Origin of the sequence: Streptomyces sp. MP131-18 (assembly GCF_001984575.1) — a bacterium.
GTDB lineage: Bacteria > Actinomycetota > Actinomycetes > Streptomycetales > Streptomycetaceae > Streptomyces > Streptomyces johnsoniae.
In genome coordinates this window covers 1,887,176-1,913,246 of sequence record NZ_LZNS01000001.1, presented here as the reverse complement: position 1 = coordinate 1,913,246, position 26,071 = coordinate 1,887,176, and the positions used below count along the sequence as shown (strand labels likewise).

The following is a 26,071-nucleotide window of genomic DNA, read 5'->3' as shown; positions in this document are numbered from 1 at the left end:
GCAAGCCCGGAAGGAAAAGCGATGGGACGGACACTGGCGGAGAAAGTCTGGGACGACCATGTCGTCCGCCGCGTGGCGGGAGAGCCCGATCTCCTCTACATCGATCTCCACCTGCTGCACGAGGTGACCAGCCCGCAGGCGTTCGACGGGCTGCGCAAGAGCGGGCGGCGGGTGCGGCGCACGGACCTCACCATCGCCACCGAGGACCACAACACCCCGACCCTCGACATCGACAAGCCCATCGCCGACCCGGTGTCCCGCACGCAGTTGGAGACCCTGCGGAAAAACTGCGCGGAGTTCGACGTACGCCTGCATCCGCTGGGCGACGTCGAGCAGGGCGTCGTGCACGTGGTCGGCCCGCAGCTCGGGCTGACCCAGCCGGGCACCACGGTGGTGTGCGGGGACAGCCACACCTCCACGCACGGCGCTTTCGGCGCGCTGGCGTTCGGGATCGGCACGAGCCAGGTGGAGCACGTGCTGGCCACCCAGACGCTGCCCATGGCCCCGTTCCGCACCATGGCGGTCACGGTGCTCGGCGAGCTGCCCGAGGGCGTCACCGCCAAGGACCTGATCCTGGCCGTGATCGCCAGGATCGGTACCGGCGGCGGCCAGGGCTACGTCATCGAATACCGCGGCGAGGCCATCGAGAAGCTGTCGATGGAAGCCCGGATGACCATGTGCAACATGTCGATCGAGGCGGGGGCCAGGGCCGGGATGATCGCCCCGGACGAGACGACCTTCGCCTACCTGAAGGGGCGGGACCACGCGCCCAGGGGCGCCGACTGGGATGCCGCGCTGGACTACTGGCGGACGCTGCGCACCGACGACGACGCCGTCTTCGACCACGAGGTGGTCATCGACGCCCGCGAGCTGGCCCCGTTCGTCACCTGGGGCACCAACCCCGGCCAGGGCCTGCCGCTGTCCGGGGCCGTGCCCGACCCGGCCGCCTTCGGGGACCCGAGTGAGCGGCTGGCCGCGGAGAAGGCGCTGGAGTACATGGGCCTTGAGCCCGGGCAGAGGCTGCGGGACATCGCCGTGGACACCGTCTTCGTCGGGTCCTGCACCAATGGCCGCATCGAGGATCTGCGCTCGGCCGCCGCCGTCCTGGACGGCCGCCGGGTGGCCGACGGGCTGCGGATGCTGGTGGTCCCCGGCTCCGTCCGGGTCGCTCTCCAAGCCGTCGAGGAAGGGCTCGACAAGGTGTTCACCGCGGCCGGCGCCGAATGGCGGCACGCGGGCTGCTCGATGTGTCTGGGGATGAACCCAGACCAGCTCTCGCCCGGGGAGCGCTGCGCCTCCACCTCCAACCGCAACTTCGAGGGCCGGCAGGGCAAGGGCGGGCGCACACACCTCGTCTCGCCGCAGGTCGCCGCCGCCACCGCGGTCGCCGGCCACCTCGCGTCCCCGGCCGACCTGGCCGACGTCCCGACCCCCGTGGAGGTCTGAGTCATGGAAGCGTTCACCACCCACACCGGGCGGGCCGTTCCCCTGCGCCGCTCCAATGTCGACACCGACCAGATCATTCCCGCCCACTGGCTGAAGAAGGTCACCAGGGACGGCTTCGAGGACGGCCTCTTCGAGGCGTGGCGCAAGGACCCGGAGTTCGTGCTCAACCGGCCGGAGCACCGGGGCGCCTCGGTGCTGATCGCCGGACCCGACTTCGGCACCGGCTCCTCCCGTGAGCACGCCGTGTGGGCCCTGCAGAACTACGGCTTCAAGGCGGTCGTCTCCGCCCGCTTCGCCGACATCTTCCGCGGCAACTCGCTGAAGAACGGCCTGCTGACTGTCATGCTGCCGCAGGAGACCGTCGAGGAGCTGTGGCGGCTGGCCGAGACCGACCCGACCGCCGAGGTCACCGTGGACCTGGTCGACCGCAAGGTGCGCGCCGAGGGCGTCGACGCCGGATTCGACCTTGACGAGAATGCGCGCTGGCGCCTGCTCGAAGGGCTCGACGACATCAGCATCACGCTGCAGAACGAGGACGCGATCGCGGCCTACGAATCCCGCCGCCCCGGCTACAAACCCCTTACGACACAAGCAGTCTGAGTGACCGTCACCAGATGCCCCCGCCGGCCCCGCCGGCGGGGGCATCTTCGCTGACAGCCCGTCACGACACGGGCGTTGAGGGCTTAGGGGGCGATAACAGGCCCAAGGTGGCACAATCGGCCGCATGGAACGCGACGGTCAACTCGAACTCTACGACCGCGTCGCCGCTCGACTGAGGGACGCGCACCGCACGGTGCGGGCCCTGCAAGTGCCTGAGGATGTACGGCAGGCCCTCACCCGGAAGCTGCTGATCATCACCGCGGCCACCAAGCATGACCTGCCTGGAGCCGCGCGCCGTCTGGACCGGCTGATGGAGGACGTTGACGCGGGGCGGCTTCCGGCGGGCCGGCCGGCCGGCGAGCGTGACGGAAGTCCGTGATGGTCGAGTTCGTTGCGACACAAGGGTGATTCGCCCGTTTCGCGTTTGATTTGCGGAATATATCTGCCTAACGTGCGAAAAAGCTTGAACACATTCGTTCCAGCAAGGCCTGCGAAGGGGAAGACGTGAACAAGGCGCAACTCGTAGAAGCGATTGCCGACAAGCTCGGTGGCCGCCAGCAGGCGGCCGACGCGGTCGATATCGTGCTCGACGCGATCATCCGCGCGGTGGTCGCCGGTGAGCGGGTCTCCGTGACGGGCTTCGGCTCGTTCGAGAAGGTCGACCGGCCCGCCCGGTACGCGCGGAACCCTCAGACCGGCGAGCGGGTCCGGGTCAAGAAGACCTCGGTGCCCCGCTTCCGCGCCGGTCAGGGGTTCAAGGACCTGGTCGCCGGGACCAAGAAGCTGCCGAAGAACGACGTCGCGGTGAAGAAGGCCCCCAAGGGAAGCCTTTCCGGTGGCACGACCACCAAGAAGGCGACGACGAAGAAGGCCACCGCCAAGAAGGCGTCGGCGGCGAAGAAGACCACCGCGAAGAAGACCTCCGCGGCAAAGAAGGCGACGGCGAAGAAGGCGTCGCCGGCGAAGAAGAGCACCGCCAAGAAGTCGACCGCCAAGAAGGCGCCGGCGAAGAAGACCACGGCCAAGAAGGCGCCGGCCAAGCGGGCATCGTCCCGTACGACCACCGCCAAGAAGGCCACCTCGCGTCGGAAGTGACCAGGGGGCCCAGCGGGCCGGACTCCTCACCGGGAGCCCGGCCCGCGGCCGTTCCCGGCCCGCGGTACGCCCGCTAGGCTCGCCGCATGCAGGCCACCGCGTACACCTTCGACCCCGCGACCCGCTCCGGCAGCGTCCTGCTGGACGACGGCACGCCCGTCGACTTCGCCGCCGATGCCTTCGACGCCGGCGGCCTGCTCCTGCTGCGGCCGGGACAGCGCGTGCGGATCGAGGTGGCGGGCGAGGGTGAGTCCCGCCACATCACCTTGGTGACACTGCAAACGCTGTGAGGCGGCGCGCACCCGCCGCGGTGTGCCGCCCGACCCCGAGCACGAGCGCGGCCCGCAGATCCGCCCCCGTGTCCACGTCCTGCCGCACGCTGTCCACGCCCTTGAGCATCAGCTCCACCGCGCCCGACGCCCGGTGTGCGGCCCGCGAGGCCCCGCCGAACTCCGGCTGAAGCGCCGCCCCCGGCGCCACGGCGAGCAGCGTCGTCCCCACGCCCGCCGCGTCCGCGAGGAAGCTTCGCCGATGTCCGCCCGCGGCGGCCAGCACCCGCGCCAGCTCCGCCGCACGCAGCGCGGGCAGATCGGCATTCAGCGCGGCCACCGCCGCGGAGGGCGCCGCCGCCCTGACGGCCTCCGCGCCGTGCGCCAGCGCCGCGTTCAGGCCGCGCCCCGGCACGTCGGGCACGATCCGCGCCCCCGCGGGAGCAAGCCGCCGCGCGGCGAGCGGGTCGTCCGTCACGACGGTCACGTCCCGCACCGCCGCGCACGCCAGCGCGGCACCGACCGTGTCCTCGGCGAAGGCCAGCGCGAGCGAAGGGCGCAGGGTGTCCCCCGCAACTGCCGCAAGCCTGCTCTTGGCCAGCCGCAGCGGCTTGAGGGGAACGATCAGCGACCACCTGGTGTCACGCATCCCGCCATTCTCCTCCCGTGAGCCCCGGACGCGGCGGCCGCCCCGGGCCCGCGGCCCATGCCTTCCGGTGCCCTGCGGGTCGTGCCGGAAGGCTGCGCATTAGGGTGCAAAGGGATCGTCCGGGCGGGCAGGCCGTCCGCTGGACAGCCCCACACCCCGGGGCGACACTTGTGCGGCTGTCCGCAGCGGACCGCGCCGCAGCAGTGCAAGAGGAGATGGTGTCCGAGTGTCTCGCCGCAGAATCGGCTTCTGGTACCGATTGGCCGCTTTTCTCGTTAAACCGCCGCTGCTGGCGCTGTTCAACCGGGACTGGCGGGGAATGGAGCATATTCCCGCCGAGGGCGGATTCATCACCGCGGTGAATCACAACTCGTATCTCGACCCGCTCTCCTACGCACACTTCCAGTACAACACCGGCCGCGTCCCCAGATTCCTCGCCAAGGTGGCCCTGTTCCACACGGGCGTGGTCGGCAGGTTCATGCGCGGCACCGGCCAGATCCCCGTCTACCGCAACTCCTCCGACGCCGCCGACGCCTTCCGGGCCGCCGTGGAGGCGGTGCACCGCGGCGAGTGCGTCGCGTTCTACCCCGAAGGCACGCTCACCCGCGACCCCGGGCTGTGGCCCATGGAGGGCAAAACGGGCGCCGCCCGCGTCGCCCTGCTGACCCGCGCGCCCGTGATCCCGGTCGCCCAGTGGGGCGCCCACGAGGTGATGCCCCCCTACGCCGGGAGCAGGCGCCTGCGCCTCTTCCCGCGCAAGACACTCGTCGTGGTCGCGGGGCCGCCGGTTGACCTCGGCAAGTTCTACGGCATGGAGCCGACCACCGAGGTGCTGCGCGACGTCACGGACGCGATCATGGATGCCATCACCGCGCTGCTCGCCGACGTGCGGAACGAGCCCGTACCCGGCGAGCGCTTCGTGCACCGCAGCACCACGCCCGAGCTGCGCGGCGATCCCAGCGCATCCGAGGAGGAGAAAGCGGAGTGACACGTGCCGCCGTCTACGGAACCGGCTCCTGGGGGACCGCATTCGCCATGGTCCTCGCGGACGCCGGCTGCGACGTGACGCTCTGGGGCCGCCGCCCCGGGCCCGTCGAGGCCATCAACGCCACCCGGGAGAACCCGGACTATCTGCCGCGGGTCCGTCTCCCCTCGGGCGTGCGGGCCACCACCGATCCGGCACAGGCCGCCAGGGGCGCGGACTTCGCCGTGCTCGCCGTGCCGTCCCAGACTCTGCGCGGCAACCTTGCCCGCTGGGCAGGACTGCTGCCCGCCGACACCGTGCTCGTCTCCTTGATGAAGGGGATCGAGCTGGGCACCGCCAAGCGCATGAGCGAAGTCATCGAAGAGGTCGCCGGTGTCGCCCCCGGCCGCGTCGCGGTCCTGTCGGGTCCCAACCTCGCCCGCGAGATCGCCGAACGCCAGCCCGCGGCCTCCGTGGTCGCGTGCCGCGACGAGTCCGTCGCCCGGCGGCTCCAGGCGGCCTGCCATACCGCGTACTTCCGCCCCTACACCAACACCGATGTCGTCGGCTGCGAACTCGGCGGCGCCGTCAAGAATGTCATCGCCCTCGCGGTCGGCATCGCCGACGGCATGGGCCTCGGGGACAACACCAAGGCGTCCCTGATGACCCGCGGGCTGGCCGAGACCACCCGCCTCGGCCTCGCGATGGGCGCCGACGCGCTGACGTTCGCCGGCCTCGCCGGCATGGGCGACCTCGTCGCCACCTGCTCCTCGCCGCTCTCCCGCAACCACACCTTCGGCACCAACCTCGGCCGCGGCATGACTCTCCAGGAGACCATCGCCGTCACCAGGCAGACCGCGGAAGGCGTCAAGTCCTGCCGTTCCGTACTGGACCTGGCGCGCCGCCACCGGGTCGACATGCCGCTGACGGAAACGGTGGTGGGCATCGTCCACGAGGGCACTTCGCCGCAGACCGCCGTGAAGGAGCTGATGGCGCGAACCGCCAAGGCCGAGCATCGCTGACTCCGGCCGCCGCCTCGGAGTAGCCTCAGGGGGTTATGAGCAGCGAGTCCACTCCTCAGTACCCCAAGCCCCGCGTCGCCGTCGTGTTCGGCGGGCGCAGCTCCGAGCACGCCATCTCCGTCGTCACCGCAGGTGCCGTGCTGCGGGCCATCGACCGCACCCGTTACGACGTGCTGCCCATCGGCATCACCACGGACGGCCGTTGGGCCCTCACCGCCGACGATCCCGACCGCATGGCGATCGCGGACCGCAGGCTGCCCAGCGTCGAGCACATCGCCGAGCCGGGCACCGGCGGAGTGCTGCTGCCGGTGAACGCGGGCAGCAGCGAGGTCGTGTACGCCGAGGCCGGTTCGGTGCCCAAGGACCTCGGTGAGGTCGACGTCGTCCTGCCGCTGCTGCACGGCCCCTACGGCGAGGACGGCACCCTGCAGGGCCTGCTGGAGCTGTCCGGTGTGCCGTACGTCGGCGCCGGCGTGCTCGCCTCCGCCGTCGGCATGGACAAGGAGTACATGAAGCGGGTCTTCGACTCCTACGGCCTGCCCGTCGGCCCGTACACGGTCATCAGGCCCCGCGCTTGGGAACGTGATCCGGCCGCCGCCCGCGCGAAGATCGTGGACTTCGCAGCCGAGCACGGCTGGCCGCTGTTCGTGAAGCCGGCCCGCGCCGGCTCCTCCATGGGCATCTCCCGCGTCACGGGGCTCGACGGGCTGGACGCGGCCGTCGAGGAGGCCAGGCGCCACGACCCGAAGGTCATCGTGGAATCCCTGCTGACGGGCAGGGAGATCGAGTGCGGTGTGCTTGAGTTCGAGGACGGTCCGCGCGCCAGCGTGCCCGCCGAGATCCCGGCGGTCTCCAGCCACGACTTCTACGACTTCGAGGCCAAGTACATCGACTCGGCCGAGGGCATCGTTCCCGCGCCGCTCACCGAGGAGCAGACCGCGCGGGTCAGGGAGCTGGCGGTGGCCGCGTTCGACGCCGTGTCCTGCGAGGGCCTGGTCCGTGCGGACTTCTTCCTCCAGGAAAACGGCGAGTTTGTCATCAACGAGATCAACACCATGCCGGGCTTCACCCCGATCTCGATGTTCCCGCGGATGTGGCAGGCCACCGGCGTCGACTACCCCGAGCTGGTCGACCGGCTCATCCAGGCGGCGCTGCGCCGCCCCACGGGCCTGCGCTGAGGCCGCCTCGGCCCGCGGCCGGCCCGGGGCGGCGCACCGCGCGCTACTCCGGGTCGGCGTACAGCGCTTCGAGCGGTATGTGCCCGTCGATCGCCGTGGCCACGTCCAGCAGCGGGTTGACCTCGGGCGCGTAGGAGTCGGGAACGGTCATCTCGACGAACACCTCGCGTTCGACCGTGGTGAACCGCGCGCCGCCCGACTCCTCCTCAAGCAGCCAGGACACCTCGTTCACGCCCACGAACTCGGCGCCCACCGGGTCGTACGTCTCGCTGCCGGGCGTCAGCACCTGCGGCTCGTCGACGCCGCAGCGCAGCACGATCGCCGGATCGCCCCACACGGCCGTGAACGGGCTCTCCCGGTCCGGCTCGCCGCGCTCCGCACCGTCCACCCGCTCCGGCAGATCCGCGGTGAGCGCGCGGCACGCGTCCGCGGCCTCGCCGACCGGGGTGGGCGGCTCGATCCGCGGCCCCTGGTCGGCGGAGGTGCACGCGGTGGCGATCAGCACGGCGCAGACGACCGGCGGAACACGGCGTACGGTTGAACTCACCCGGCGAGCATACGGGGTGTCACAGATGAACGACCGGGCAGGTCAGAGTGCGTGTGATTCCGGCCACGCGCTGCACCTCCGCGACCACGAGACGGCCCAGTTCGTCAACGGTGCTCGCCTCCGCGCGCACGATGACGTCGTAGGGGCCCGTGACGTCCTCGGCCTGAAGTACCCCGGGAAGCTTGGAGATGACATCGGCCACGGTGGACGCCTTGCCCACCTCGGTCTGGATCAGGATGTACGCCTGTACCACGGGTCCTCCACAGCGGCTTCGAGGAGTGGGGGCGCTACCGTAGCGCGTCATGACCAGCACCGGGAGACGCCAGGGTCGCCTTGAGGCCACGGCGGACCGGCGGACGGGCGGCGAGACGAGCATGAGGAGAGCTGAGTGAAGGGCAGTGTGGGGGAGCTGGGGGAGTTCGGGCTGATCCGGGAGCTGACGTCCCGGATCAGCGGTGCCCCCGCGGTGCGGCTCGGCCCGGGCGACGACGCGGCGGTGGTCGCCGCCCCGGACCGGCGGGTCGTCGCGAGCACCGACCTCCTGGTGGAGGGGCGGCACTTCCGCCGCGACTGGTCCACGGCCTACGACGTCGGCCGCAAGGCGGCCGCGCAGAATCTGGCCGACGTCGCAGCCATGGGCGCCGTGCCCACCGCCGTCCTGGTCGGGCTCGTCGTCCCGGCCGAACTCCCCGCCACCTGGCCCCTGGAGCTGATGGACGGCATCAGCGACGAGTGCCGCGTCGCCGGCTCGGGCGTCGCGGGCGGTGACGTGGTCCGCGGCGACGCCGTCACCATCGCGATCACGGCCCTGGGCGACCTCGCCGGCCGCGAACCCGTCACCAGGACGGGGGCCAGGCCGGGCGACGTCGTGGCCGTCACCGGCTGGCTCGGCTGGTCCGCCGCAGGGCACGCGGTGCTCTCCCGCGGGTTCCGCTCGCCCCGCGCGTTCGTCGAGGCGCACCGCAGGCCGGAACCGCCGTACGAGGCGGGCCCGGCCGCGGCGGGGCTCGGCGCGACCGCGATGACCGACGTGAGCGACGGCCTCGTCGCCGACCTCGGGCACATCGCCCAGGGCAGCAAGGTCCGCATCGACCTCTCCTCCGCCTCCCTCGACGTCCCCGCCCAGATGTCCGACATCGGGCAGGCCGTCGGCGTCGATCCCCTGCACTGGGTACTCACCGGCGGCGAGGACCACGCGCTGGTCGCCGTGTTCCCGCCCGAGACCAAACTCCCCGCCCGCTGGCGGACGATCGGCGAGGTGCTGCCCGCCCGCGGCAGAACGGCCCCGCCGGTCACCGTCGACGGCGCCGCCTGGGACAAGGCCGGCGGCTGGGACCACTTCGGCTCCTGAGCGCACCGCCGCTCCCCGCCCGGCAGCGCGGCCGACCGGGGTGGGTACTGTCGTACCCATGCAGGCTCCTCCACGCGTGCTCACGGTCGCGGGCTCCGACTCCGGCGGTGGCGCGGGCATCCAGGCCGACCTGAAGACGATGCTCGCGCTCGGCACGCACGGGATGAGCGTCATCACGGCCGTCACCGCCCAGAATTCGCTGGGCGTTCAGGGCGCCTGGCAGCTGCCCGCGGCGGCCGTGACCGCGCAGTACCGAAGCGTCGTCGACGACATCGGCGTCCAGGCCGTGAAGACCGGCATGCTCGCCTCGGCGGAGCTGGTGGAGACCGTCGCGGGTCTGCTGGCCGCCACGGGCGCACCGGTGGTCGTCGACCCGGTCGGCGTCTCCAAGCACGGCGACACCCTGCTCGCCACCGACGCACTGGACGCCGTGCGCACCAAGCTCCTTCCGGCTGCCACCGTCGCCACGCCCAATCTGGCGGAGGTCGCGCAGCTGACCGGCGTGCGCGTGACGGAGGAGGCGGACCTGCGCCGCGCGGCCGCCGCGGTGCTCGCCCTGGGCCCGCGGTGGGCTCTGATCAAGGGCGGCCACCTGGCGGGCGACGCCGTGGACCTGCTCACCGACGGCACGGCTGAGCACTGGCTGCGCGCTTCACGGCAGGACAACCGCCACACGCACGGCACCGGCTGCACGCTCGCCTCGGCGATCGCGGCCAGGCTCGCGCACGGCGACTCCGTGCCGGAGGCGGTCGGGGCGGCCAAGGACTATGTCACCGGCGCCATCGCCGCGGGCTTCCCGCTCGGCGCGGGCATCGGGCCCGTCGATCACGGTCACCGCATGGCCCGGGGCACGCAAGAAGCCGGCCCACCGTGACCGGTGGACCGGCTGGAAGCGGCCGAGGGCCTAGCGCGAGACCTTGCCCGCCTTGATGCACGAGGTGCAGGCGTTCAGGCGCTTCGGCGTCCCGTTGACCACGGCACGCACCCGCTGGATGTTGGGGTTCCAACGGCGGGGGGTACGGCGGTGCGAGTGGGAGATACTGTTGCCGAAGCCCGGCCCCTTGCCGCAGACATCGCAGTTGGCAGCCACGGGTCACTCCAAAGACAGGTCACCCCGCAGGAACGGGGCGACGGAAACGTACGTGGGACCCACGAGGTCGCTGGGCCTCGTGGGAGGCACCCGGTACGTCACGACAACACCGGGCAACCGGGGCAGCATACCCCGGGCCTTCCCGGTGGGCGAAATCGCGTCCCCCACCGGTCGAAGCCTTAAGCTGCACCCGCCGCCCACCGCCCGCATATCGGAGGTCCTCCCGTGCCGCAGCCGCTCGACGCCGCAGCGGTACGGCGCTGGTGCCGCAACGCGCTGGACGCCGTGGGCCGGGCCCGCGAGGACATCGACGCGATCAACGTCTACCCCGTGCCCGACGGCGACACCGGTACCAACCTCTACCTCACCGTGGAGTCCGCGGCCCAGGCCGTCGCCGCCGCCGACACCGCGGCGCCGACCCTGGCCCAGGCCGTCCGTGCCATGGCGCACGGCGCCCTCATCGGTGCCAGGGGCAATTCGGGCACCATCCTCGCCCAACTGCTCCGCGGCATGGCGGAGGTGATCGCGGCCGAGGCGGAACCGGCCGGCCCCGGCACCCTGCGCCGCGCGCTGCGCCGGGCCGCGGGGTCGGCGTACGAGGCGGTGGCCCACCCCGTCGAGGGCACGATGCTCACCGTCGCCGTGGCGGCCGCCGACGCCGCGGAACGGGCCGACGGCACCACGGCCGAGGTGATGGCCCAGGCGTGCGCCGGCGCACGCCGCGCGCTCGACGAAACCCCCGCGCAGCTCGCCGTTCTGGCGGAGGCGGGTGTCGTCGACGCCGGGGGCAGCGGCCTCGTCGCCGTCCTCGACGCCCTGGACGCGGCGCTGTCCGGCCGCGCCCCCGACGCATCCATACGCGACCGCCTCGGCCGACCGCCCGGAGCGCACGGCGCGCGGACCGGCGTGCCGGAGCCCGATTGCGCGGCGGCGGACGGGGCGCCCGGCGACCAGCTCTACGAGGTGATCTACCTGCTCGACGCGGAGGATGCCGCGGTGCCCGCGCTGCGGACCCGCCTCGACGCGCTCGGCGACTCCCTCGTGGTGGTCGGCGGCGACGGCCTGTGGCACGTCCACGTACACACCGCGGAGCCGGGCGCGGCCGTCGAGGCCGGCATCGAGGCCGGGCGCCCGCACCGCCTGCGGATCACCGGCCTGCCCGCGGGCCCGCCGCGCAGGCCGCCGAACGCGGCCCGCGCCGTCGTGTCCGTGCTGCCGGGCGAAGGGCTCGCCGGCCTGTGCGAGGAGGCGGGCGCGACCGCCGTGACCGCGCACGCCGACGAGGCGCCGGGCGGCGGCGAACTGGCCGCGGCCATCCTCGGCACCCGCGCCCGCGAGGTCGTCCTGCTGCCCAACGACGACGGCCTGTGGCACGCCGCGGCCGCCGCCGCGGAACAGGCGCGCGCCGAAGGCGTGCGGGTGGCCGTCGTGCCGACCCGTTCCCCGGTCCAGGGCATTGCGGCGCTGGCCGTGCACGCCGCCGAGCGCAGGTTCGACGAGGACGTCGTCGCCATGACCGCCGCCGCCGGCGCGACCCGCTTCGGTGAACTCGCCGTCGCAGAACGGCAGTCCTGGACCACGGCCGGCATCTGCCAGGCCGGCGACGCCCTCGGCCTGATCGACGGCGACGTGGCCGTGATCGGCGGCGACCTCGCGGACGTCGCGGGGGACGTGCTGGAACGGATGCTGTCCGCGGGCGGCGAACTGGTCACCCTGGTCCTCGGCGCCGCGGCGCCGCCCGGCCTCGCCGCCCGTCTTCAGGCGCAGGTCCGCGGCGGGCACTACGGGGTCGACACCCTCGTGTACGAGGGACGGCAGGACGCGCCGCTGCTGATCGGCGTCGAGTGATCCGGCCGCACCGCCGCGCCCGTCCGCGCGGCTGTCGGTGCCATGGTGTGCAATGGGCAGCGTGACCGCGCTGAAGGAGCCCCTCGCCAAGGCCGTCGGCGGCACCACCGCCAAGGTGATGGCCGCCCACCTCGGCCTGCACACGGTCGGCGACCTCCTGCACCACTACCCGCGCAGGTACGCCGAGCGCGGCGAGCTGACCCGCCTGTCCGAGCTGCCGCTCGACGAGCACGTCACCGTCGTCGCGGAGGTCGCCGACACCCGTTCCCACACGTTCAACCGCGGCCGGGGCGTGCGCCTTGAGGTGACGCTCACCGACGGCAGCGGCCGGCTTCAGCTCGTCTTTTTCGGCAGGCGCGCCGTCCACCACCACGAGAAGGTGCTGCTGCCCGGCCGGCGCGGGATGTTCGCGGGCAAGGTCTCCCTGTTCAACCGCAAGCTCCAGCTGTCGCACCCCGCCTACGAGCTGCTCGACGAGGACAGCGGCTCCGCCGCCGTGGCGGACTTCGCAGGCCGCCCGCTGCCCCTGTACCCGGCCTGCAAGCAGCTGGAGTCCTGGCGGATCGCCAAGTCGGTCGGCGTCGTGCTCGACTCGCTGGCCGCGGTCGGCTGGGAGGGCCTGGTCGACCCGCTGCCCGAGCCGCTGCGCGCCCGGCGCGGTCTGCTGCCGCTGCCCGAGGCGTTCGAGAAGGTGCACAGGCCGCGCACCAGACGGGACATCGAGGACGCCAGGGCGCGGCTGAAGTGGGACGAGGGCTTCGTGCTGCAGGTCGCGCTCGCCCGGCGGCGCGGCGCCGCCGCCCAGCTGCCCGCGGTGCCGAGGCGGCCGGCCGCGGACGGGCTGCTGCACGCGTTCGACGCGCGGCTGCCGTTCACGCTCACCGCCGGCCAGCGGCGGGTCACCGACGAGATCTTCGCGGACCTGGCGGCCGACCACCCGATGCACCGGCTGCTCCAGGGCGAGGTCGGCAGCGGCAAGACGCTGGTGGCGCTGCGCGCCATGCTCGCCGTGGCCGACACCGGCGGGCAGTCCGCTCTGCTCGCGCCCACCGAGGTCCTGGCACAGCAGCACCACCGTTCGATCACCGAGATGATGGGCGACCTCGCCGAGGGCGGCATGCTGGGCGGCGCCGAGCGCGGTACCAAGGTCACGCTGCTCACCGGCTCGATGGGCGCGCGGGCCAGGCGCGCGGCGCTGCTGGAGGCCGCGACCGGCGAGGCCGGAGTCGTGATCGGCACGCACGCGCTGATCGAGGACGTCGTGCAGTTCCACGACCTCGGCCTGGTGGTGGTCGACGAGCAGCACCGGTTCGGCGTGGAGCAGCGCGACGCGCTGCGCGCCAAGGGCGAACGGCCGCCGCACCTGCTGGTGATGACCGCGACGCCGATTCCGCGCACGGTCGCCATGACGGTCTTCGGCGACCTGGAGACCTCGGTGCTCGACGAGCTGCCGCAGGGCCGCTCGCCCATCGCCAGCCACGTCGTCCCGGTGCGGGACAAGCCGCACTTCCTCACCCGCGCCTGGCAGCGGGTGCGCGAGGAGGTCGCGGACGGCCACCAGGCGTACGTCGTCTGCCCGCGGATCGGCGACGAGGGCGGGCCGCCGGCCCCCGGGGCGGCGCCTCCGGAAGCGGCGGACGATGTGGACGCGGACGTGGACGTGGACGGGGGCGCGGGCGACGACGGGGACGGGGACGGGCCCGACGGCGGGGCGGCCGACGAGGGCGGGGCGCAGCGCCCGCCGCTCGCCGTGCTCGACGTGGCGGCCCGGCTGGCCGAGGGCCCGCTGCGGGAGGTCCGCACCGAGGTGCTGCACGGCCGTATGGCGCCGGACGCCAAGGACGACGTGATGCGCCGCTTCGCCGCGGGCGAGGTGGACGTGCTGGTCGCGACGACCGTGATCGAGGTCGGGGTCAACGTGCCGAACGCCACCGCCATGGTGATCATGGACGCGGACCGGTTCGGCGTCTCCCAGCTCCACCAGCTGCGCGGCCGGGTCGGCCGCGGCTCCGCGCCTGGCCTGTGCCTGCTGGTGACCGACGCGGCCGAGGGCGGGACGGCCCGCGCCCGTCTCGACGCCGTGGCCGGGACGACGGACGGCTTCGAGCTGTCCCGGATCGACCTGGAGCAGCGCCGCGAGGGCGACGTTCTGGGGCAGGCGCAGTCCGGGGGCCGCAGCAGCCTGCGGATGCTGGCCGTCATCGACGACGAGGAGCTGATCGCCGAGGCCAGGGCAGAGGCCACCGCGCTGGTCGCCGGGGACCCGGATCTGGCGGGCTCGCCCGATCTGCGCACCGCCCTCGACGCCCTCCTCGACGCGGAGCGCGAGGAGTTCCTCGACAAGGGCTGACGAGTCCCGGACGACCCGTCAATTGTCAGTGTCACCTGGGAGAATGGACCTAGTCCGCGGCAATCCATACGGGATTGATCGCAGTTGGACCATTGGGGGTTGCTCGATGGCATTCCGGCACACCAACGAACTGCCGCTCGGCGACAAGATCTTCCGCGTCGAGCTGGCGAGCGACGACGACCTCACCCTCACCCTGACCCTCACCGGCTGGCGCGAGGCCCAGCCGGACGTCCCGCTGGCGTCCGGCGTGCTGACCATGCCGCTGGCCGACGTGCCCACGCTGCGCATCGCGCTCAACCGCGGGCTGCGCGCGCTGGCCCTCGCGGCGGACGTCGCCGAGCCCATCCCGGACCGGGACATCCTGCGCGAGCTGTTCCCCGGCCACGGAGCGCCCTGGATACCGCAGCACGAGGAGGACCTGACCCGCCGGTTCCACTCCGGCGAGACCATCGCCCGCATAGCCGCCCGCTTCGGCCGCACCCCCGACTCGGTGCGCACCAAGCTGCGTGAGCTGGGCCACGATCCGCGGCGCCCGGAGCACTGCCCGCCGGACGGCTGCCTCTCCTGGTCGAGGTACGCCTCACCGGCGCTCGTCGGCGCGGTCGGGGAGCCCGCGGAGAGCTGACGCGCCCGCCGGGGGAGCGGGATTCCCGTCCGATACGTCCTAGAAGCGGCTGCGTGTCCGCGAGGAGGAGCTGGCATGACCAACCGCCGGGAAGCCGGACGGGACCCGCTTGTCGTCCCCGGGACCCGGGTCCGCAGTGCGCGGACCTACCCCGGGGACGACCCCGCCGCGCACGCCGGGCGGCTGCTGGGCCGGGCCGTCAATGCCGACCGGCCGGGGGAGGGGACGCTCCAGCGCCTCGCCGCCGCCGGCGGTTACGCGATCGAGCGCCTGCCCGACCCCAGGGGGCAGGGCGGCGGCCGGGGCTGGATCGCGCTGTACGAGCACGCGTTCCTGCTGGCCGACGACACGGAGCTGTGCCTGTACGAGCTGGAGCACGATCACGCCCCCGACGGCGGTCTGGTCAGCGAGGTGCACGCCGACGAGGCCGCCGCGGCCCTGGCCGCGCGGCGGCTCGGCCGGCCTGGCCCGGCCGGGCGGCCGGTGCCGCCCGACCTCGGCACGTGGCGGCGCGGCGGCCCGTATAGCGTGGAGCGCGACGGCTGACCGAGTAGCGCTGTGAGGATCCCATGACCCGCGTGATCGCCGGGACCGCAGGCGGCAGGCGGCTGGCCGTGCCGCCCGGCGGCGGCACCCGTCCGACCTCGGACCGGGCGCGCGAGGGCCTGTTCTCGTCCTGGACCGCCCTGTGGGGTCCGCTCGACGGGGCCAGGGTGCTCGACCTGTACGGCGGTTCCGGCGCGGTCGGCCTGGAGGCGCTGTCCCGCGGGGCCGCGCACGCCCTGCTCGCCGAGTCCGACGCCAGGGCGGCCAGGACCATCCGGACCAACATCACGGCCCTGGGGCTGCCCGGCGCCGAGTTGCGCACCGTGCGCGCCGAGCAGCTGGCCGCGTCGCCGCCCGCGGGCGCGCCCTACGATCTGGTTTTCCTCGATCCGCCCTACGCGGTCGGCCATAGCGATCTTCAAGAGATCCTGCTCACACTCGGATCGAATGGCTGGCTCACCGATGACAGCGTCGTCACCGTGGAGCGGAGCACCCGCGGGGGTGCCTTTCCCTGGCCGGCCGGTTTCCAGGAGCTGCGTTCGCGTCGCTACGGCGAGGGAACGCTCTGGTACGGCCGGTTCGCCGTCCACCACGTAAGCGACCGGTCATGAGCGACCGGGAGAGCGAGGAAAGACCGTTGCGTCGCGCCGTCTGTCCGGGGTCCTTCGACCCCGTCACCAATGGGCATCTCGACATCGTGGCCAGAGCCTCGAAGCTCTATGACACCGTCCACGTCGCCGTCATGATCAACAAATCGAAGCAGGGGCTGTTCACCGTCGAGGAGCGCATCGCGCTGATCCGGGAGTGCACCGAGAGTTACGGGAACGTGGTGGTGGAGGCGTTCCACGGCCTGCTGGTGGACTACTGCAAACAGCGCGACATCCCCGCGATCGTCAAGGGGCTCCGGGCGGTCAGCGATTTCGACTACGAGCTCCAGATGGCGCAGATGAACAACGGGCTCTCCGGCGTGGAGACCATGTTCATCCCGACCAACCCGGTCTACAGCTTCCTGTCCTCCAGCCTGGTCAAGGAGGTTGCCGCCTGGGGCGGTGACGTCTCTCACCTCGTGCCCGGGCCCGTGCTGTCCGCGCTGGTCGCGAAGCTGGACCGCGGCTAGGTCAGGACCCGGGCCGCCACGCCCGTCACCGGGCCGGGCGAACCGGTGCCCGCGAAGCGCCCGTTGGCCGTACAGTCGCCTCGTGGACGTACAGCAGAAACTTGACGAGATCGTCGCGGCGGTCCGGAGCGCCAAGGGCATGCCCATGTCGGCGTCCTGCGTCATCAACAGGTCAGATCTGCTCGGGGGCCTTGAGGAGGTGCGGCAGGCGCTTCCCGGTTCGCTGGCCGAGGCCCGGGAGGTGCTGGGCGGGCGCGAGCAGGTCGTGGCCGACGCCCAGCAGGAGGCGCGCCGGATCGTGGAGGCCGCGCACGCCGAGCGCGGCTCCCTCGTCGAGGGCACCGAGATCGTTCAGCGTGCGCAGGACGAGGCGTCCCGCCTCCTGGCGGAGGCCCGCAGGGAGGCGGAGGCGGTCAGGGCCGAGGCCGACGACTACGTGGACAGCAAGCTGGCCAATTTCGAGGTGGTCCTCGGCAAGACGATCGGCTCGGTCGACCGCGGCAGGACCAAGCTCCTCGGTCCGGACCGCGGCGACCCGCAGGAGCTGCTGGCCCAGGCGGACTCCTACGTCGAGGCGCAGTTCGGGGCCATCGAGGCGGTCCTGAAGAAGACGCTGGAGGCGGTCGGTCGCGGCCGGCAGAAGCTGACGGGCCACCGGCCGATCGACGAGCTGGCCGAGCACGTGGCCGCCCAGGAGGCGGACGGCGGGGTGCCGGGCGACTCCTACTTCGACTCGCACGCCGAGCAGGACACCTACGACTACCTGGGCGTGCCCCAGCCCCAGGCACCGGTCCAGCAGATGCAGCCGGTCCAGCAGCCGGACCTGCCCCAGGTCCCGCCGCAGCCCCCGGCCCCGCCGGAGCCCGCCGTCGAGCGCTACGACGCCCAGGACCCGTACGGGCTCGGGCAGCCCGTCCCCGCGGCGGCCGGCTACGGCGCGCAGGACGGCTACGGACAGCAGATGTACGGGCAGGACGCGTACGGCGGCGAGCAGCGCCAGGGCTACGGCGACGACGCCTACGCCGCGGGCGGTTACCCCCAGGACCCGTACGGTGGGCAGCAGCAGGCACCGCAGGGATACGGGTACCAGCCGTCCGGGGCGCTGGACGAGACGAGCCTGTTCGACACCGGCATGATCGACGCCGAGCAACTGCGCCGTTACCAGCAGGGCCAGCCCTGACCGCTCCGATTGGGTGCGTGGCGGCCCGTGAAGTATGCTGGCCCTTCGGTCGCCCACCCTCCGTGGTCGCGGCTGCCTCCCCGGCCCCTCGTCGAGGGGCCGATGTGCGCGGCTTGACCGCTGCCGGCCCCGCCCTCGTGAGAAAGCAGAAAGCCCTGAACGCCCCGCTGAATCGCCGAGCCCCTCTCGTGTTCGACACACGTGAGCTGGGGCGGCGTCCCGGTGCGCTGAAGCGGTTTTCCCGCACGGTTCCGGCCCCTGACGATCTCGGCACCGAGGTCATCGGGGTGCGGAAGGGCGCGGAGCTTGAGGTGGAGCTTCGCATGGAGTCGGTCATGGAGGGTGTGCTGGTGACCGGCACCGTCCGTGCACCGCTCTCGGGCGAGTGCGTAAGGTGTCTGGAGCCGCTGACCCTTGAGGGCTTCGCGGACTTCCAGGAGATGTTCTCCTACCCCGATACCGATGGCCCGGCCCGCCGTCCGGCGGAGACGGGCGACGAGGAGGGGGACGAGGAGAGGCTGTTCCTTCAAGGCGACCTGTTCGACCTTGAGCCCGTGCTGCGGGATGCGGTGGTGCTGTCACTGCCGCTGCAACCGGTGTGCGAGGAGGACTGCCCGGGTCTGTGCCCCGACTGCGGGGTGCCGCTCGCGCAGAATCCGGACCACCAGCACGGCGAGGCCGTCGACATCCGTTGGGCGGCCCTTCAGGAGTTCGCCGGGAGTATGCGTCCCGACGGGCCCGCCGGGCAAGACAAGCAAGACAAGCCACCTCGCGACAGCGGGGACGATCCACAGGAGAAGTAGCCGTGGCTGTTCCGAAGCGGAAGATGTCGCGCAGCAACACGCGCCACCGCCGGTCGCAGTGGAAGGCTGCGGTCCCCACTCTGGTGCGCTGCGAGCGTTGCCAGGAGCCGAGGTTGCAGCACACCGCGTGCGGCAACTGCGGCACGTACAACCGCCGTCAGGTCCTCGAGGTCTGATCGGCGGGTGACAGGCTTCATGTCACACGCCAGGAGGTCGCAACCCCAGGCGTCGGTGGACACGGCCTCGTCCCTTGCGATTCTGGAAGGGCGGCTCGGCTACCGGCTCGAGCCCGCCCTTCTGGTGCGTGCGCTGACCCACCGCAGCTATGCGTACGAGAACGGTGGGCTGCCCACCAACGAGCGGCTCGAGTTCCTGGGGGACTCCGTCCTCGGCCTCGTGGTCACCGACACGCTGTACCGCAAGCACCCGGACCTGGCCGAGGGCCAGCTCGCCAAGCTGCGGGCCGCGGTCGTCCAGGCCAGGGCCCTGGCGGAGGTGGCCCGCGGTCTCGACCTCGGCGCCTTCGTCCGGCTCGGACGGGGCGAGGAGGGCACCGGCGGGCGGAACAAGGCGTCGATCCTCGCCGACACATTGGAGGCCGTGATCGGCGCGGTCTACCTGGACCAGGGACTCGCGGCCGCGGACGCCTTGGTGCACCGGCTGTTCGACCCGGTCATCGAGCGTTCGTCCAATCTGGGCGCGGGGCTCGACTGGAAGACCAGCCTTCAGGAGCTGAGCGCGGCGGAGGGCCTCGGGGTGCCCGAGTACGTGATCACCGAGACCGGTCCCGATCACGAGAAGACCTTCACCGCTGCGGCCCGTGTCGGTGGCGAGACCTACGGCACCGGCACTGGCCGCAGCAAGAAGGAGGCCGAGCAGCAGGCGGCGGAGACCGCCTGGCGTTCGATCCGGGCGGCGATCGACGGCGAGAACGGCAAGGCGGCCGCGGACGGAGCGCCGGTTGCCTGAGTTGCCCGAGGTCGAGGTCGTCCGGCGCGGCCTCGCCCGCTGGATCGGCGGCCGGACCGTGGCGGGCGCCGAGGTGCTGCACCCGCGGGCGATCCGGCGGCACGTGGCGGGCGCGGTCGATTTCGCGGACCGGCTGCGCGGCACCGCCGTGACGGACGTGCGCCGCCGGGGCAAGTACCTGTGGCTGCCGCTCGGTGACGAGTTCGCGCTGCTCGCGCACCTGGGCATGAGCGGTCAACTGCTCGTGCAGCCGGAGCGGACCCCGGACGAGAAGCACCTGCGCATCCGCATCACGTTCACCGATCTGGCGCGGGGCGAGCTGCGCTTCGTCGACCAGCGCACCTTCGGCGGGCTTTCGCTGCACCCGCTCGACCCGGCCGGCCTGCCCGACGTCATCAGCCACATCGCGCGCGATCCGCTGGACGAGGACTTCGACGAGGACGCGTTCCATGTCGCGCTGCGCCGCCGCAGGACCACCGTCAAGCGGGCCCTGCTCGACCAGTCGCTCATCAGCGGGGTCGGCAACATCTATGCGGACGAGGCGCTGTGGCGCGCCGGTCTGCATTACGAGCGCCCGACCGCCGGCCTGACCCGCCGCGGAACCGCCGAGCTGGTGACGCACGTGCGCGAGGTGATGACCGCGGCCCTGGCGGTCGGTGGCACCAGCTTCGACAGCCTGTACGTCAACGTCAATGGCCAGTCCGGGTACTTCTCCCGCGCGCTCGACGTGTACGGCCGGGAGGGCGAGCCGTGCCGGCGTTGCGGAACGGCCGTCCGCAGGCGTCCCTGGATGAACCGGTCGAGCTACTTCTGCCCGCGCTGTCAGCGCGCGCCCCGCCTGCCGGTCTAGAAGGGGCTAGAAGCCGAAGTTCTGCGTCCACCAGGGCCCGCCCTCGGCGAAGTGCACGCCGAGGCCCAGGGTGGTGAAGTCGCAGTTGAGGATGTTGGCCCGGTGCCCTTCGCTGGACATCCACGAGTCCATGACGGCCTGGGCGTCCTGCTGCCCGCGGGCTATGTTCTCGCCGCCGAGGTTGTCCACGCCCGCTTCGGCCGCGCGGTCCCAGGGCGTCCCGCCGTCCGGGTCCGTGTGGTCGAAGTAGCCGCGTTCCGCCATGTCTTTGCTGTGGCCGGCGGCCAGGGCGTTGAGGGCGGGGTCGAGGGTGAGGGGCGCGCAGCCCGCGCGGGAGCGCTCGTCGTTGACGAGCGACAGGACCGCCTCGGCCTCGGCCGAGCCCGGCTCGGGGCTCGGGTCCGGCTCCTCGGACGGCAGGGGCGAGGGCGCGGTGGGCTCCGGCTCCGGCGGCGCGGTCTCCTGCGCGGGCGGGTCGGCGGCCTCCGGCTCCGGCTCCCTGGCGGGCTCCTCCGTGGGCTCGGCCGCCTCCGTGGGGGACGGTTCCTCGGCGGGCTCCGGCGTCTCCTCCGCGGGCTTTTCCCGCGGGGACCGCTCCGGGTCCGGCGTGGGGGAGGCGGGGCGCTCGGTCCTGGAGCGCTGGTCCTGGGCCTGCACGTCGTCGCTGTCGGTCAGCGAGAGGCTGTCCCCGACGCCGGGCAGCAGGCCCGTGCCGACGGCCACCGCGCCCACGGCCAGTGCCGCGGAGGCACCGATCAGACCGGTACGCGCGTGCCCCCGGCGGCGGCGATGGCGTCCCATCGGCAGCACCGTCCTCGTTCACTCGAAGATCATAAGTTCACCCAAACAGGTGAGTTTCATCGCGTGACTGTACGGCATGAGGACGTGAGCGCCAGTGTCCGGAACGGGAATGAGGGGATAGCGTGCGTCACATGTGCCCGCCGTCACCCCCCGTTCCGCCGGCCGCCGACAGCCGGGAGCCCGTCCGGATGACCGCCTGGGTGCGGGGCATGGTCCAGGGAGTCGGCTTCCGCTGGCACACCAGGGCCCGCGCCCTCGCCATCGGAGATCTGTCCGGTTTTGCTCTCAATACCGCGGACGGCCGGGTCCAAGTGGTTGCCGAGGGCCCCGCGGAGCGGTGCCTGCAGCTGCTCGGGTGGCTACGGGAGGGCGACACGCCCGGCCACGTGGACGGCGTCACCGAGATTTGGGACACACCGCGGGGCGGCTACGAGGGATTCGGGATTCGCTGAGGGCGCGTCGTCCGGCGGCGGGAAAGTCGCCATGACCGCTTGCCATCCCCGCTCCGACGTGCAAGGCTGCGGCAACTACCCGCGCCAGGCGATGCCGCCGGATCTTCCCGAGTCGCCGCCGCCACCTCTGCCCACCGGATGCCGAGTGCCGTGGCGCCCGGGGGATACGCGGTGTGATCGTGTTGACCGTCCAACTTTTTGGTGAGACGCTGAAAGTCCCGCGCTTCTCCGCATTGACGCCCTGGAAAACAGGTCAGAGCGGACGCCGCGGGTTCAATCCCTCACGACCTACCAACGGCTTCGGTCGGTCACTCAGTGTGGAGGACCATCCATCATGGCAAAGGCGCTTCTCGGTCACGTCGGCGGCTCCGACCCCCGAGTCCTCGCCGAGATGCGACGGCTACAGCAGCGCGTACAGGACCTGGAGACCCAGCTCATCCGGGTCCAGGCGGAGAACGACGCGCTCGCCGCCGCCGCTCGTCACGGCGACTCGTTGCTCGACGGCATCGACGTGTCCAAGGGGGAGCCCGCCCTTACCTGACCTCAATGAAGAGGGCAGACCCCGAGAGGGCTCCCGCCTGCGGAGTTAATGCGAGGGACGCTTCGGCGTCCCTTCGTCATGTGCGGGGGTCCCTACCACCCCTGCGTGGCTTACTGACTGATGTGCCCTGCATCCCCCGCGTCGAAACGGCGAATTGCCGAGGAGCGCCGGGTAAAGTCGCACGGCGTGCACCTCAAGAGCCTGACCCTGCGCGGGTTCAAGTCCTTCGCCTCCGCCACGACGCTGCGCTTCGAGCCCGGTATCACCTGCGTGGTCGGCCCGAACGGGTCGGGTAAATCCAATGTGGTGGACGCTCTTTCGTGGGTCATGGGGGAGCAGGGCGCCAAGTCGCTGCGCGGCGGCAAGATGGAGGACGTCATTTTCGCCGGGACGACCGGCCGCCCGCCGCTCGGCAGGGCCGAGGTGTCCCTGACCATTGACAACGCCGATGGTGCACTTCCCATCGACTACAGCGAGGTCACCATTACGCGGACGATGTTCCGCAACGGCGGCAGCGAATACCAGATCAACGGCGACACCTGCCGTCTGCTTGATGTGCAGGATCTGCTCTCCGACTCCGGTATCGGACGCGAGATGCACGTCATCGTGGGACAGGGTCAGCTCGATTCGGTGCTGCACGCCGACCCCACCGGCCGCCGCGCGTTCATCGAAGAGGCCGCCGGCGTTCTGAAACACCGCAAGCGCAAGGAGAAGGCGCTGCGCAAACTGGACGCCATGCAGGCCAATCTGGCCCGCGTCCAGGATCTCACCGACGAGTTGAGACGGCAGCTCAAGCCACTCGGACGGCAGGCCGCGGTCGCCAGGAGGGCGGCCGTCATCCAGGCCGACCTGCGGGACGCGCGGCTGCGGCTGCTCGCCGACGACCTGGTCACCCAGCGTGCCGCGCTCCGCGCCGAGGTCGCCGACGAGGCGGCCCTGAAGGAGCGCAAAGAGGCGGCCGAAGGGCGCCTGAAGGAGGCCATGCGCCGGGAGTCGGAGCTTGAGCAGGAGGTACGGACACTCGCCCCGCGCCTCCAGCGCTCCCAGGCGACCTGGTACGAGCTGTCACAACTGGCCGAGCGCGTCCGCGGCACCGTCAGCCTTGCCGACGCGCGGGTCGCCTCCTCCCGCGCCCAGGTCCCGGAGGAACGCCGCGGCCGCGACCCGGAGGACATGGAACGCGAGGCCGCGCGCATCCGCGAACAGGAGGCCGAGCTGACCGCGGCGCTCGAAGCGGCGGGGCGCGCCCTGGAGGACACCGTCGACCACCGTGCCGAGCTCGAACGCCGGCTGGCCGGGGAGGAACGGCGCCTGAAGGACGTGGCCCGCGCCCTCGCCGACCGCCGCGAGGGCCTGGCCCGCCTGCACGGCCAGGCGAACGCCGCCCGCAGCAGGGCCGCTTCCGCCCAGACGCAGATCGACCGCCTCGCCGCGGCCAGGGACGAGGCGCTGGCCCGTGCCACCAAGGCCCAGGAGGAGTACGAGGCGCTGCGGGCCGAGGTGGATGGGCTGGATGCCGACGACTCCGAGCTGGCCGGGGAGCACGAAGCGGCCAAGGGCGAGCTGGCCGCCGCGGAGGCCGCGCTCGCCGAGGCGCGCGAGGCCGTCACCGCGACCGAGCGGGAACGGGCAGCGGTCTCCGCGCGACACGACGCGCTCGCGCCGGGGCTGCGCCGCAAGGACGGGTCGGGGGCGCTGCTCGCCGCCGCGGACCGGCTCACCGGGCTGCTCGGGCCTGCCGCGGAACTGCTGACCGTCGTCCCCGGCCACGAGGTTCCCGTCGCCGCCGCGCTCGGCGCGGCCGCCGACGCGGTCGCCGTCGAGGGGCCAGCCGCCGCGGTCGACGCCCTGCGCATGCTGCGCAAGGACGACGCGGGCCGCGCCGCCCTCCTCCTCGGGGGCGCCCCCGAGGAGCCGGGGGAGCCCCCGCAGTTCGCCGCGGGTGAGGGCCGGGCCCCGGCCGCCGAGCTGGTGCACGGGCCGGAGACCCTGCTGCCCGCCGTGCGCCGCCTGCTGCGGAACGTCGTCGTGGTCGGCACCCTGGACGACGCGAGGGAACTGGTGGCCGCGTACCCGCGGCTGACCGCCGTCACCGCGGACGGAGACCTGCTGTCCGCGCACCTCGCCCAGGGCGGTTCGGCCGGCGCGCCGAGCCTGCTCGAAGTCCAGGCGTCCGTCGACGAGGCGGCGGCGGAGCTGCGCCGCCTGGCGGAGCGGGCCGAGGCGCTCGGCGCGGCCCAGCAGGAGGCGGCGCGGCGGCGCACGGCGTGCGCCGCCGCGGTGGAGGAGCTGGCGCAGCGGCGCAGCGCGGCCGAGCGGGCCAAGTCGAAGGTCGCGCAGGACCTGGGCCGCCTGGCCGGTCAGGCCAGGGGAGCGGCGGGCGAGGCGGAACGCGCCGAGGCCGCGGTGGAGCGGGCCAGGGAGGAGCTGGCGCGCGCCACGGAACAGGCGGAGGAGCTGGCCGAGCGGCTCGCGGTCGCCGAGGAGGCGGCCGAGGGGGAGGAGGAGCCGGACACCACGGTCAGGGACCGGCTGGCCGCGGACGGCGCGAATGCCCGGCAGACGGAGATGGAGGCCAGACTTCAGGTCCGCACGCACGAGGAGCGGGTCAAGGGGCTCTCCGGCCGGGCCGACTCCCTGGACCGCGCCGCACGCGCCGAGCGCGAGACGCGGGCGCGCGCCGAGCGGCGGCGCGCCCGGATGCGGCACGAGGGCGAGGTGGCCGCCGCGGTGGCCTCGGGCGCCAGGCAGCTGCTCGCCCACGTCGAGGTCTCACTGGAACGTGCGGTCGCGGAACGGGAGTCGGCCGAACGGGCCAAGGCGGAACGGGAACAGGCGCTGGCCGCCGAGCGGAACGCGGGGCGGGAGCTGAAGGAGGAGCTGGACAAGCTGACCGACTTCGTGCACCGCGGCGAGGTGCTGGGCGCGGAGAAGCGCCTGCGCATCGAGCAGTTGGAGGGGCGGGCCCTGGAGGAGCTCGGCGTCGAACCCGAGGTGCTGGTCCGTGAGTACGGGCCAGACCAGCCGGTGCCGCCGTCGCCGCCCGCCGAGGGCGAGGAGCCCGCGGAGGGGGCGGGCGCGGACGGGGCGGGGGCGGAGGGCGAGGCGTCCCGCCCGTTCGTCAGGGCCGAGCAGGAGAAGCGGCTGCGCGCGGCCGAACGGGCCTACAAGCAGCTGGGCAAGGTCAACCCGCTGGCCCTGGAGGAGTTCGCGGCCCTGGAGGAGCGCCACCAGTTCCTCAGTGAGCAGCTCGAAGACCTGAAGAAGACGCGCGCCGACCTGCTCCAGGTGGTGAAGGAGGTGGACGAGCGGGTGGAACAGGTGTTCACCGCCGCCTACCACGACACGGCGCGCGAATTCGAGGGCGTCTTCTCCCGCCTCTTCCCGGGGGGTGAGGGGCGGCTGCTGCTCACCGACCCGTCGGACATGCTGACCACCGGCGTGGATGTGGAGGCGAGGCCGCCGGGCAAGAAGGTGAAGCGGCTCTCGCTGCTCTCCGGCGGCGAGCGCTCGCTGACGGCGGTGGCCCTGCTGGTCTCGATCTTCAAGGCCAGGCCGAGCCCGTTCTACGTCATGGACGAGGTGGAGGCCGCGCTGGACGACACGAACCTCCAGCGGCTCATCCGGATCATGGAGGAGCTGAAGGACAGCTCCCAGCTCATCGTGATCACGCACCAGAAGCGGACGATGGAGGTCGCCGACGCGCTGTACGGCGTCTCCATGCAGGGCGACGGCGTCTCGAAGGTCATCAGCCAGCGTCTCTCCGCCTGACACCACC

The 26,071-nt window shown here is 72.6% G+C and carries 29 protein-coding genes; 24 read left to right on the top strand and 5 right to left on the bottom strand.

The window, feature by feature from the left end; translation table 11 throughout:
* Positions 1-21: 21 nt before the first annotated feature.
* From leuC to STBA_RS08290, 5 genes are all read left to right on the top strand, one after another.
* Complete coding sequence (gene leuC / locus STBA_RS08310; protein ID WP_077058630.1) at positions 22-1,446, top strand: 3-isopropylmalate dehydratase large subunit; 1,425 nt, start codon at positions 22-24, stop codon at positions 1,444-1,446.
* A gap of 3 nt (positions 1,447-1,449) precedes the next feature.
* The gene (gene leuD, locus STBA_RS08305; protein WP_077058629.1) at positions 1,450-2,046 is read left to right on the top strand and encodes a 3-isopropylmalate dehydratase small subunit; all 597 of its coding nucleotides are present in this window, start codon (positions 1,450-1,452) and stop codon (positions 2,044-2,046) included.
* A 124-nt stretch (positions 2,047-2,170) separates the two neighbouring features.
* The gene (locus STBA_RS08300; protein WP_077058628.1) at positions 2,171-2,425 is read left to right on the top strand and encodes a hypothetical protein; all 255 of its coding nucleotides are present in this window, start codon (positions 2,171-2,173) and stop codon (positions 2,423-2,425) included.
* A gap of 125 nt (positions 2,426-2,550) precedes the next feature.
* Entirely contained in the window at positions 2,551-3,141 is a 591-nt protein-coding gene (locus tag STBA_RS08295) for an HU family DNA-binding protein (protein WP_077058627.1), read from the top strand.
* 86 nt (positions 3,142-3,227) lie between these two features.
* Positions 3,228-3,431 carry a hypothetical protein gene (locus STBA_RS08290; RefSeq protein WP_077058626.1) on the top strand — a complete coding sequence of 68 codons (204 nt, stop codon included), beginning with the start codon at positions 3,228-3,230 and terminating at the stop codon, positions 3,429-3,431.
* On the opposite strand, the gene cofC is transcribed toward STBA_RS08290, so the two are convergent.
* Complete coding sequence (gene cofC, locus STBA_RS08285; RefSeq protein ID WP_077058625.1) at positions 3,403-4,059, bottom strand: 2-phospho-L-lactate guanylyltransferase; 657 nt, start codon at positions 4,057-4,059, stop codon at positions 3,403-3,405. The genes STBA_RS08290 and cofC overlap by 29 nt on opposite strands.
* Before the next feature lie 226 nt (positions 4,060-4,285).
* Between cofC and STBA_RS08280 the strand changes: the two genes are divergently transcribed.
* Genes STBA_RS08280 through STBA_RS08270 form a run of 3 tightly spaced genes read left to right on the top strand, consistent with a single transcriptional unit; the run spans position 4,286 to position 7,223 of the window.
* Positions 4,286-5,047, top strand: a complete 762-nt coding sequence (locus tag STBA_RS08280) for a lysophospholipid acyltransferase family protein (protein WP_077058624.1) — start codon at positions 4,286-4,288, stop codon at positions 5,045-5,047.
* A 47-nt stretch (positions 5,048-5,094) separates the two neighbouring features.
* On the top strand, positions 5,095-6,045 hold the full coding sequence (locus tag STBA_RS08275; RefSeq protein WP_253195215.1) for an NAD(P)H-dependent glycerol-3-phosphate dehydrogenase: 951 nt from the start codon (positions 5,095-5,097) through the stop codon (positions 6,043-6,045).
* Positions 6,046-6,080: 35 nt separating this feature from the next.
* Entirely contained in the window at positions 6,081-7,223 is a 1,143-nt protein-coding gene (locus STBA_RS08270; RefSeq protein WP_077058622.1) for a D-alanine--D-alanine ligase family protein, read from the top strand.
* A gap of 43 nt (positions 7,224-7,266) precedes the next feature.
* On the opposite strand, the gene STBA_RS08265 is transcribed toward STBA_RS08270, so the two are convergent.
* Positions 7,267-7,770: a DUF3515 domain-containing protein gene (locus STBA_RS08265; RefSeq protein ID WP_077058621.1), complete on the bottom strand. Its 504-nt coding sequence runs from the start codon at positions 7,768-7,770 to the stop codon at positions 7,267-7,269.
* Positions 7,771-7,789: 19 nt separating this feature from the next.
* Positions 7,790-8,023, bottom strand: a complete 234-nt coding sequence (locus tag STBA_RS08260) for an Lrp/AsnC ligand binding domain-containing protein (RefSeq protein WP_077058620.1) — start codon at positions 8,021-8,023, stop codon at positions 7,790-7,792.
* 135 nt (positions 8,024-8,158) lie between these two features.
* On the opposite strand from STBA_RS08260, the gene STBA_RS08255 reads away from it, so the two are divergent.
* Together STBA_RS08255 and thiD are read left to right on the top strand one after the other, a co-directional pair.
* Positions 8,159-9,121 carry a thiamine-phosphate kinase gene (locus STBA_RS08255; protein WP_077058619.1) on the top strand — a complete coding sequence of 321 codons (963 nt, stop codon included), beginning with the start codon at positions 8,159-8,161 and terminating at the stop codon, positions 9,119-9,121.
* 58 nt (positions 9,122-9,179) lie between these two features.
* Positions 9,180-9,995 (top strand): bifunctional hydroxymethylpyrimidine kinase/phosphomethylpyrimidine kinase, encoded by an 816-nt coding sequence (gene thiD / locus STBA_RS08250; RefSeq protein WP_077058618.1) that lies wholly within the window; start codon positions 9,180-9,182, stop codon positions 9,993-9,995.
* Positions 9,996-10,025: 30 nt separating this feature from the next.
* Here thiD and rpmB read toward each other — a convergent pair whose 3' ends face one another.
* Positions 10,026-10,211 (bottom strand): 50S ribosomal protein L28, encoded by a 186-nt coding sequence (gene rpmB, locus STBA_RS08245; RefSeq protein ID WP_028435377.1) that lies wholly within the window; start codon positions 10,209-10,211, stop codon positions 10,026-10,028.
* 225 nt (positions 10,212-10,436) lie between these two features.
* Between rpmB and STBA_RS08235 the strand changes: the two genes are divergently transcribed.
* From STBA_RS08235 to mutM, 11 genes are all read left to right on the top strand, one after another.
* Positions 10,437-12,059, top strand: a complete 1,623-nt coding sequence (locus STBA_RS08235) for a DAK2 domain-containing protein (protein WP_077058616.1) — start codon at positions 10,437-10,439, stop codon at positions 12,057-12,059.
* 52 nt (positions 12,060-12,111) lie between these two features.
* Complete coding sequence (recG, locus tag STBA_RS08230) at positions 12,112-14,409, top strand: ATP-dependent DNA helicase RecG (protein ID WP_171987672.1); 2,298 nt, start codon at positions 12,112-12,114, stop codon at positions 14,407-14,409.
* A gap of 106 nt (positions 14,410-14,515) precedes the next feature.
* Positions 14,516-15,034, top strand: coding sequence for a hypothetical protein (locus tag STBA_RS08225; RefSeq protein ID WP_077058615.1), 519 nt, complete (start codon positions 14,516-14,518; stop codon positions 15,032-15,034).
* A gap of 75 nt (positions 15,035-15,109) precedes the next feature.
* On the top strand, positions 15,110-15,580 hold the full coding sequence (locus STBA_RS08220) for a DUF6227 family protein (RefSeq protein ID WP_077058614.1): 471 nt from the start codon (positions 15,110-15,112) through the stop codon (positions 15,578-15,580).
* Between the two features lie 23 nt (positions 15,581-15,603).
* The gene (rsmD, locus tag STBA_RS08215) at positions 15,604-16,191 is read left to right on the top strand and encodes a 16S rRNA (guanine(966)-N(2))-methyltransferase RsmD (RefSeq protein WP_077058613.1); all 588 of its coding nucleotides are present in this window, start codon (positions 15,604-15,606) and stop codon (positions 16,189-16,191) included.
* A gap of 26 nt (positions 16,192-16,217) precedes the next feature.
* A complete protein-coding gene (coaD, locus tag STBA_RS08210) occupies positions 16,218-16,697 on the top strand; it encodes a pantetheine-phosphate adenylyltransferase (protein ID WP_216356019.1) in 480 nt (159 codons plus the stop codon).
* A gap of 82 nt (positions 16,698-16,779) precedes the next feature.
* Complete coding sequence (locus tag STBA_RS08205) at positions 16,780-17,877, top strand: ATP synthase F0 subunit B (RefSeq protein WP_077058611.1); 1,098 nt, start codon at positions 16,780-16,782, stop codon at positions 17,875-17,877.
* Between the two features lie 155 nt (positions 17,878-18,032).
* On the top strand, positions 18,033-18,680 hold the full coding sequence (locus tag STBA_RS08200; RefSeq protein ID WP_253195214.1) for a YceD family protein: 648 nt from the start codon (positions 18,033-18,035) through the stop codon (positions 18,678-18,680).
* 2 nt (positions 18,681-18,682) lie between these two features.
* A complete protein-coding gene (gene rpmF / locus STBA_RS08195; protein ID WP_049568059.1) occupies positions 18,683-18,856 on the top strand; it encodes a 50S ribosomal protein L32 in 174 nt (57 codons plus the stop codon).
* A 19-nt stretch (positions 18,857-18,875) separates the two neighbouring features.
* Positions 18,876-19,649, top strand: coding sequence for a ribonuclease III (gene rnc, locus STBA_RS08190; RefSeq protein WP_077058610.1), 774 nt, complete (start codon positions 18,876-18,878; stop codon positions 19,647-19,649).
* Positions 19,642-20,499: a bifunctional DNA-formamidopyrimidine glycosylase/DNA-(apurinic or apyrimidinic site) lyase gene (mutM, locus tag STBA_RS08185; RefSeq protein ID WP_077058609.1), complete on the top strand. Its 858-nt coding sequence runs from the start codon at positions 19,642-19,644 to the stop codon at positions 20,497-20,499. Before rnc ends, mutM begins: the two co-directional genes overlap by 8 nt.
* A 6-nt stretch (positions 20,500-20,505) precedes the next feature.
* On the opposite strand, the gene STBA_RS08180 is transcribed toward mutM, so the two are convergent.
* Positions 20,506-21,300 carry a CAP domain-containing protein gene (locus STBA_RS08180; protein ID WP_077058608.1) on the bottom strand — a complete coding sequence of 265 codons (795 nt, stop codon included), beginning with the start codon at positions 21,298-21,300 and terminating at the stop codon, positions 20,506-20,508.
* Positions 21,301-21,431: 131 nt separating this feature from the next.
* Here STBA_RS08180 and STBA_RS08175 point away from each other — a divergent pair, with 131 nt between their 5' ends.
* The 3 genes from STBA_RS08175 to smc all read left to right on the top strand — a co-directional run bounded on the left by STBA_RS08175 (position 21,432) and on the right by smc (position 26,064).
* Positions 21,432-21,752: an acylphosphatase gene (locus STBA_RS08175; RefSeq protein ID WP_077058607.1), complete on the top strand. Its 321-nt coding sequence runs from the start codon at positions 21,432-21,434 to the stop codon at positions 21,750-21,752.
* Between the two features lie 334 nt (positions 21,753-22,086).
* The gene (locus STBA_RS08170) at positions 22,087-22,293 is read left to right on the top strand and encodes a hypothetical protein (protein ID WP_077058606.1); all 207 of its coding nucleotides are present in this window, start codon (positions 22,087-22,089) and stop codon (positions 22,291-22,293) included.
* A 186-nt stretch (positions 22,294-22,479) separates the two neighbouring features.
* On the top strand, positions 22,480-26,064 hold the full coding sequence (gene smc, locus STBA_RS08165; protein ID WP_077058605.1) for a chromosome segregation protein SMC: 3,585 nt from the start codon (positions 22,480-22,482) through the stop codon (positions 26,062-26,064).
* The last annotated feature ends 7 nt before the right edge of the window (positions 26,065-26,071 follow it).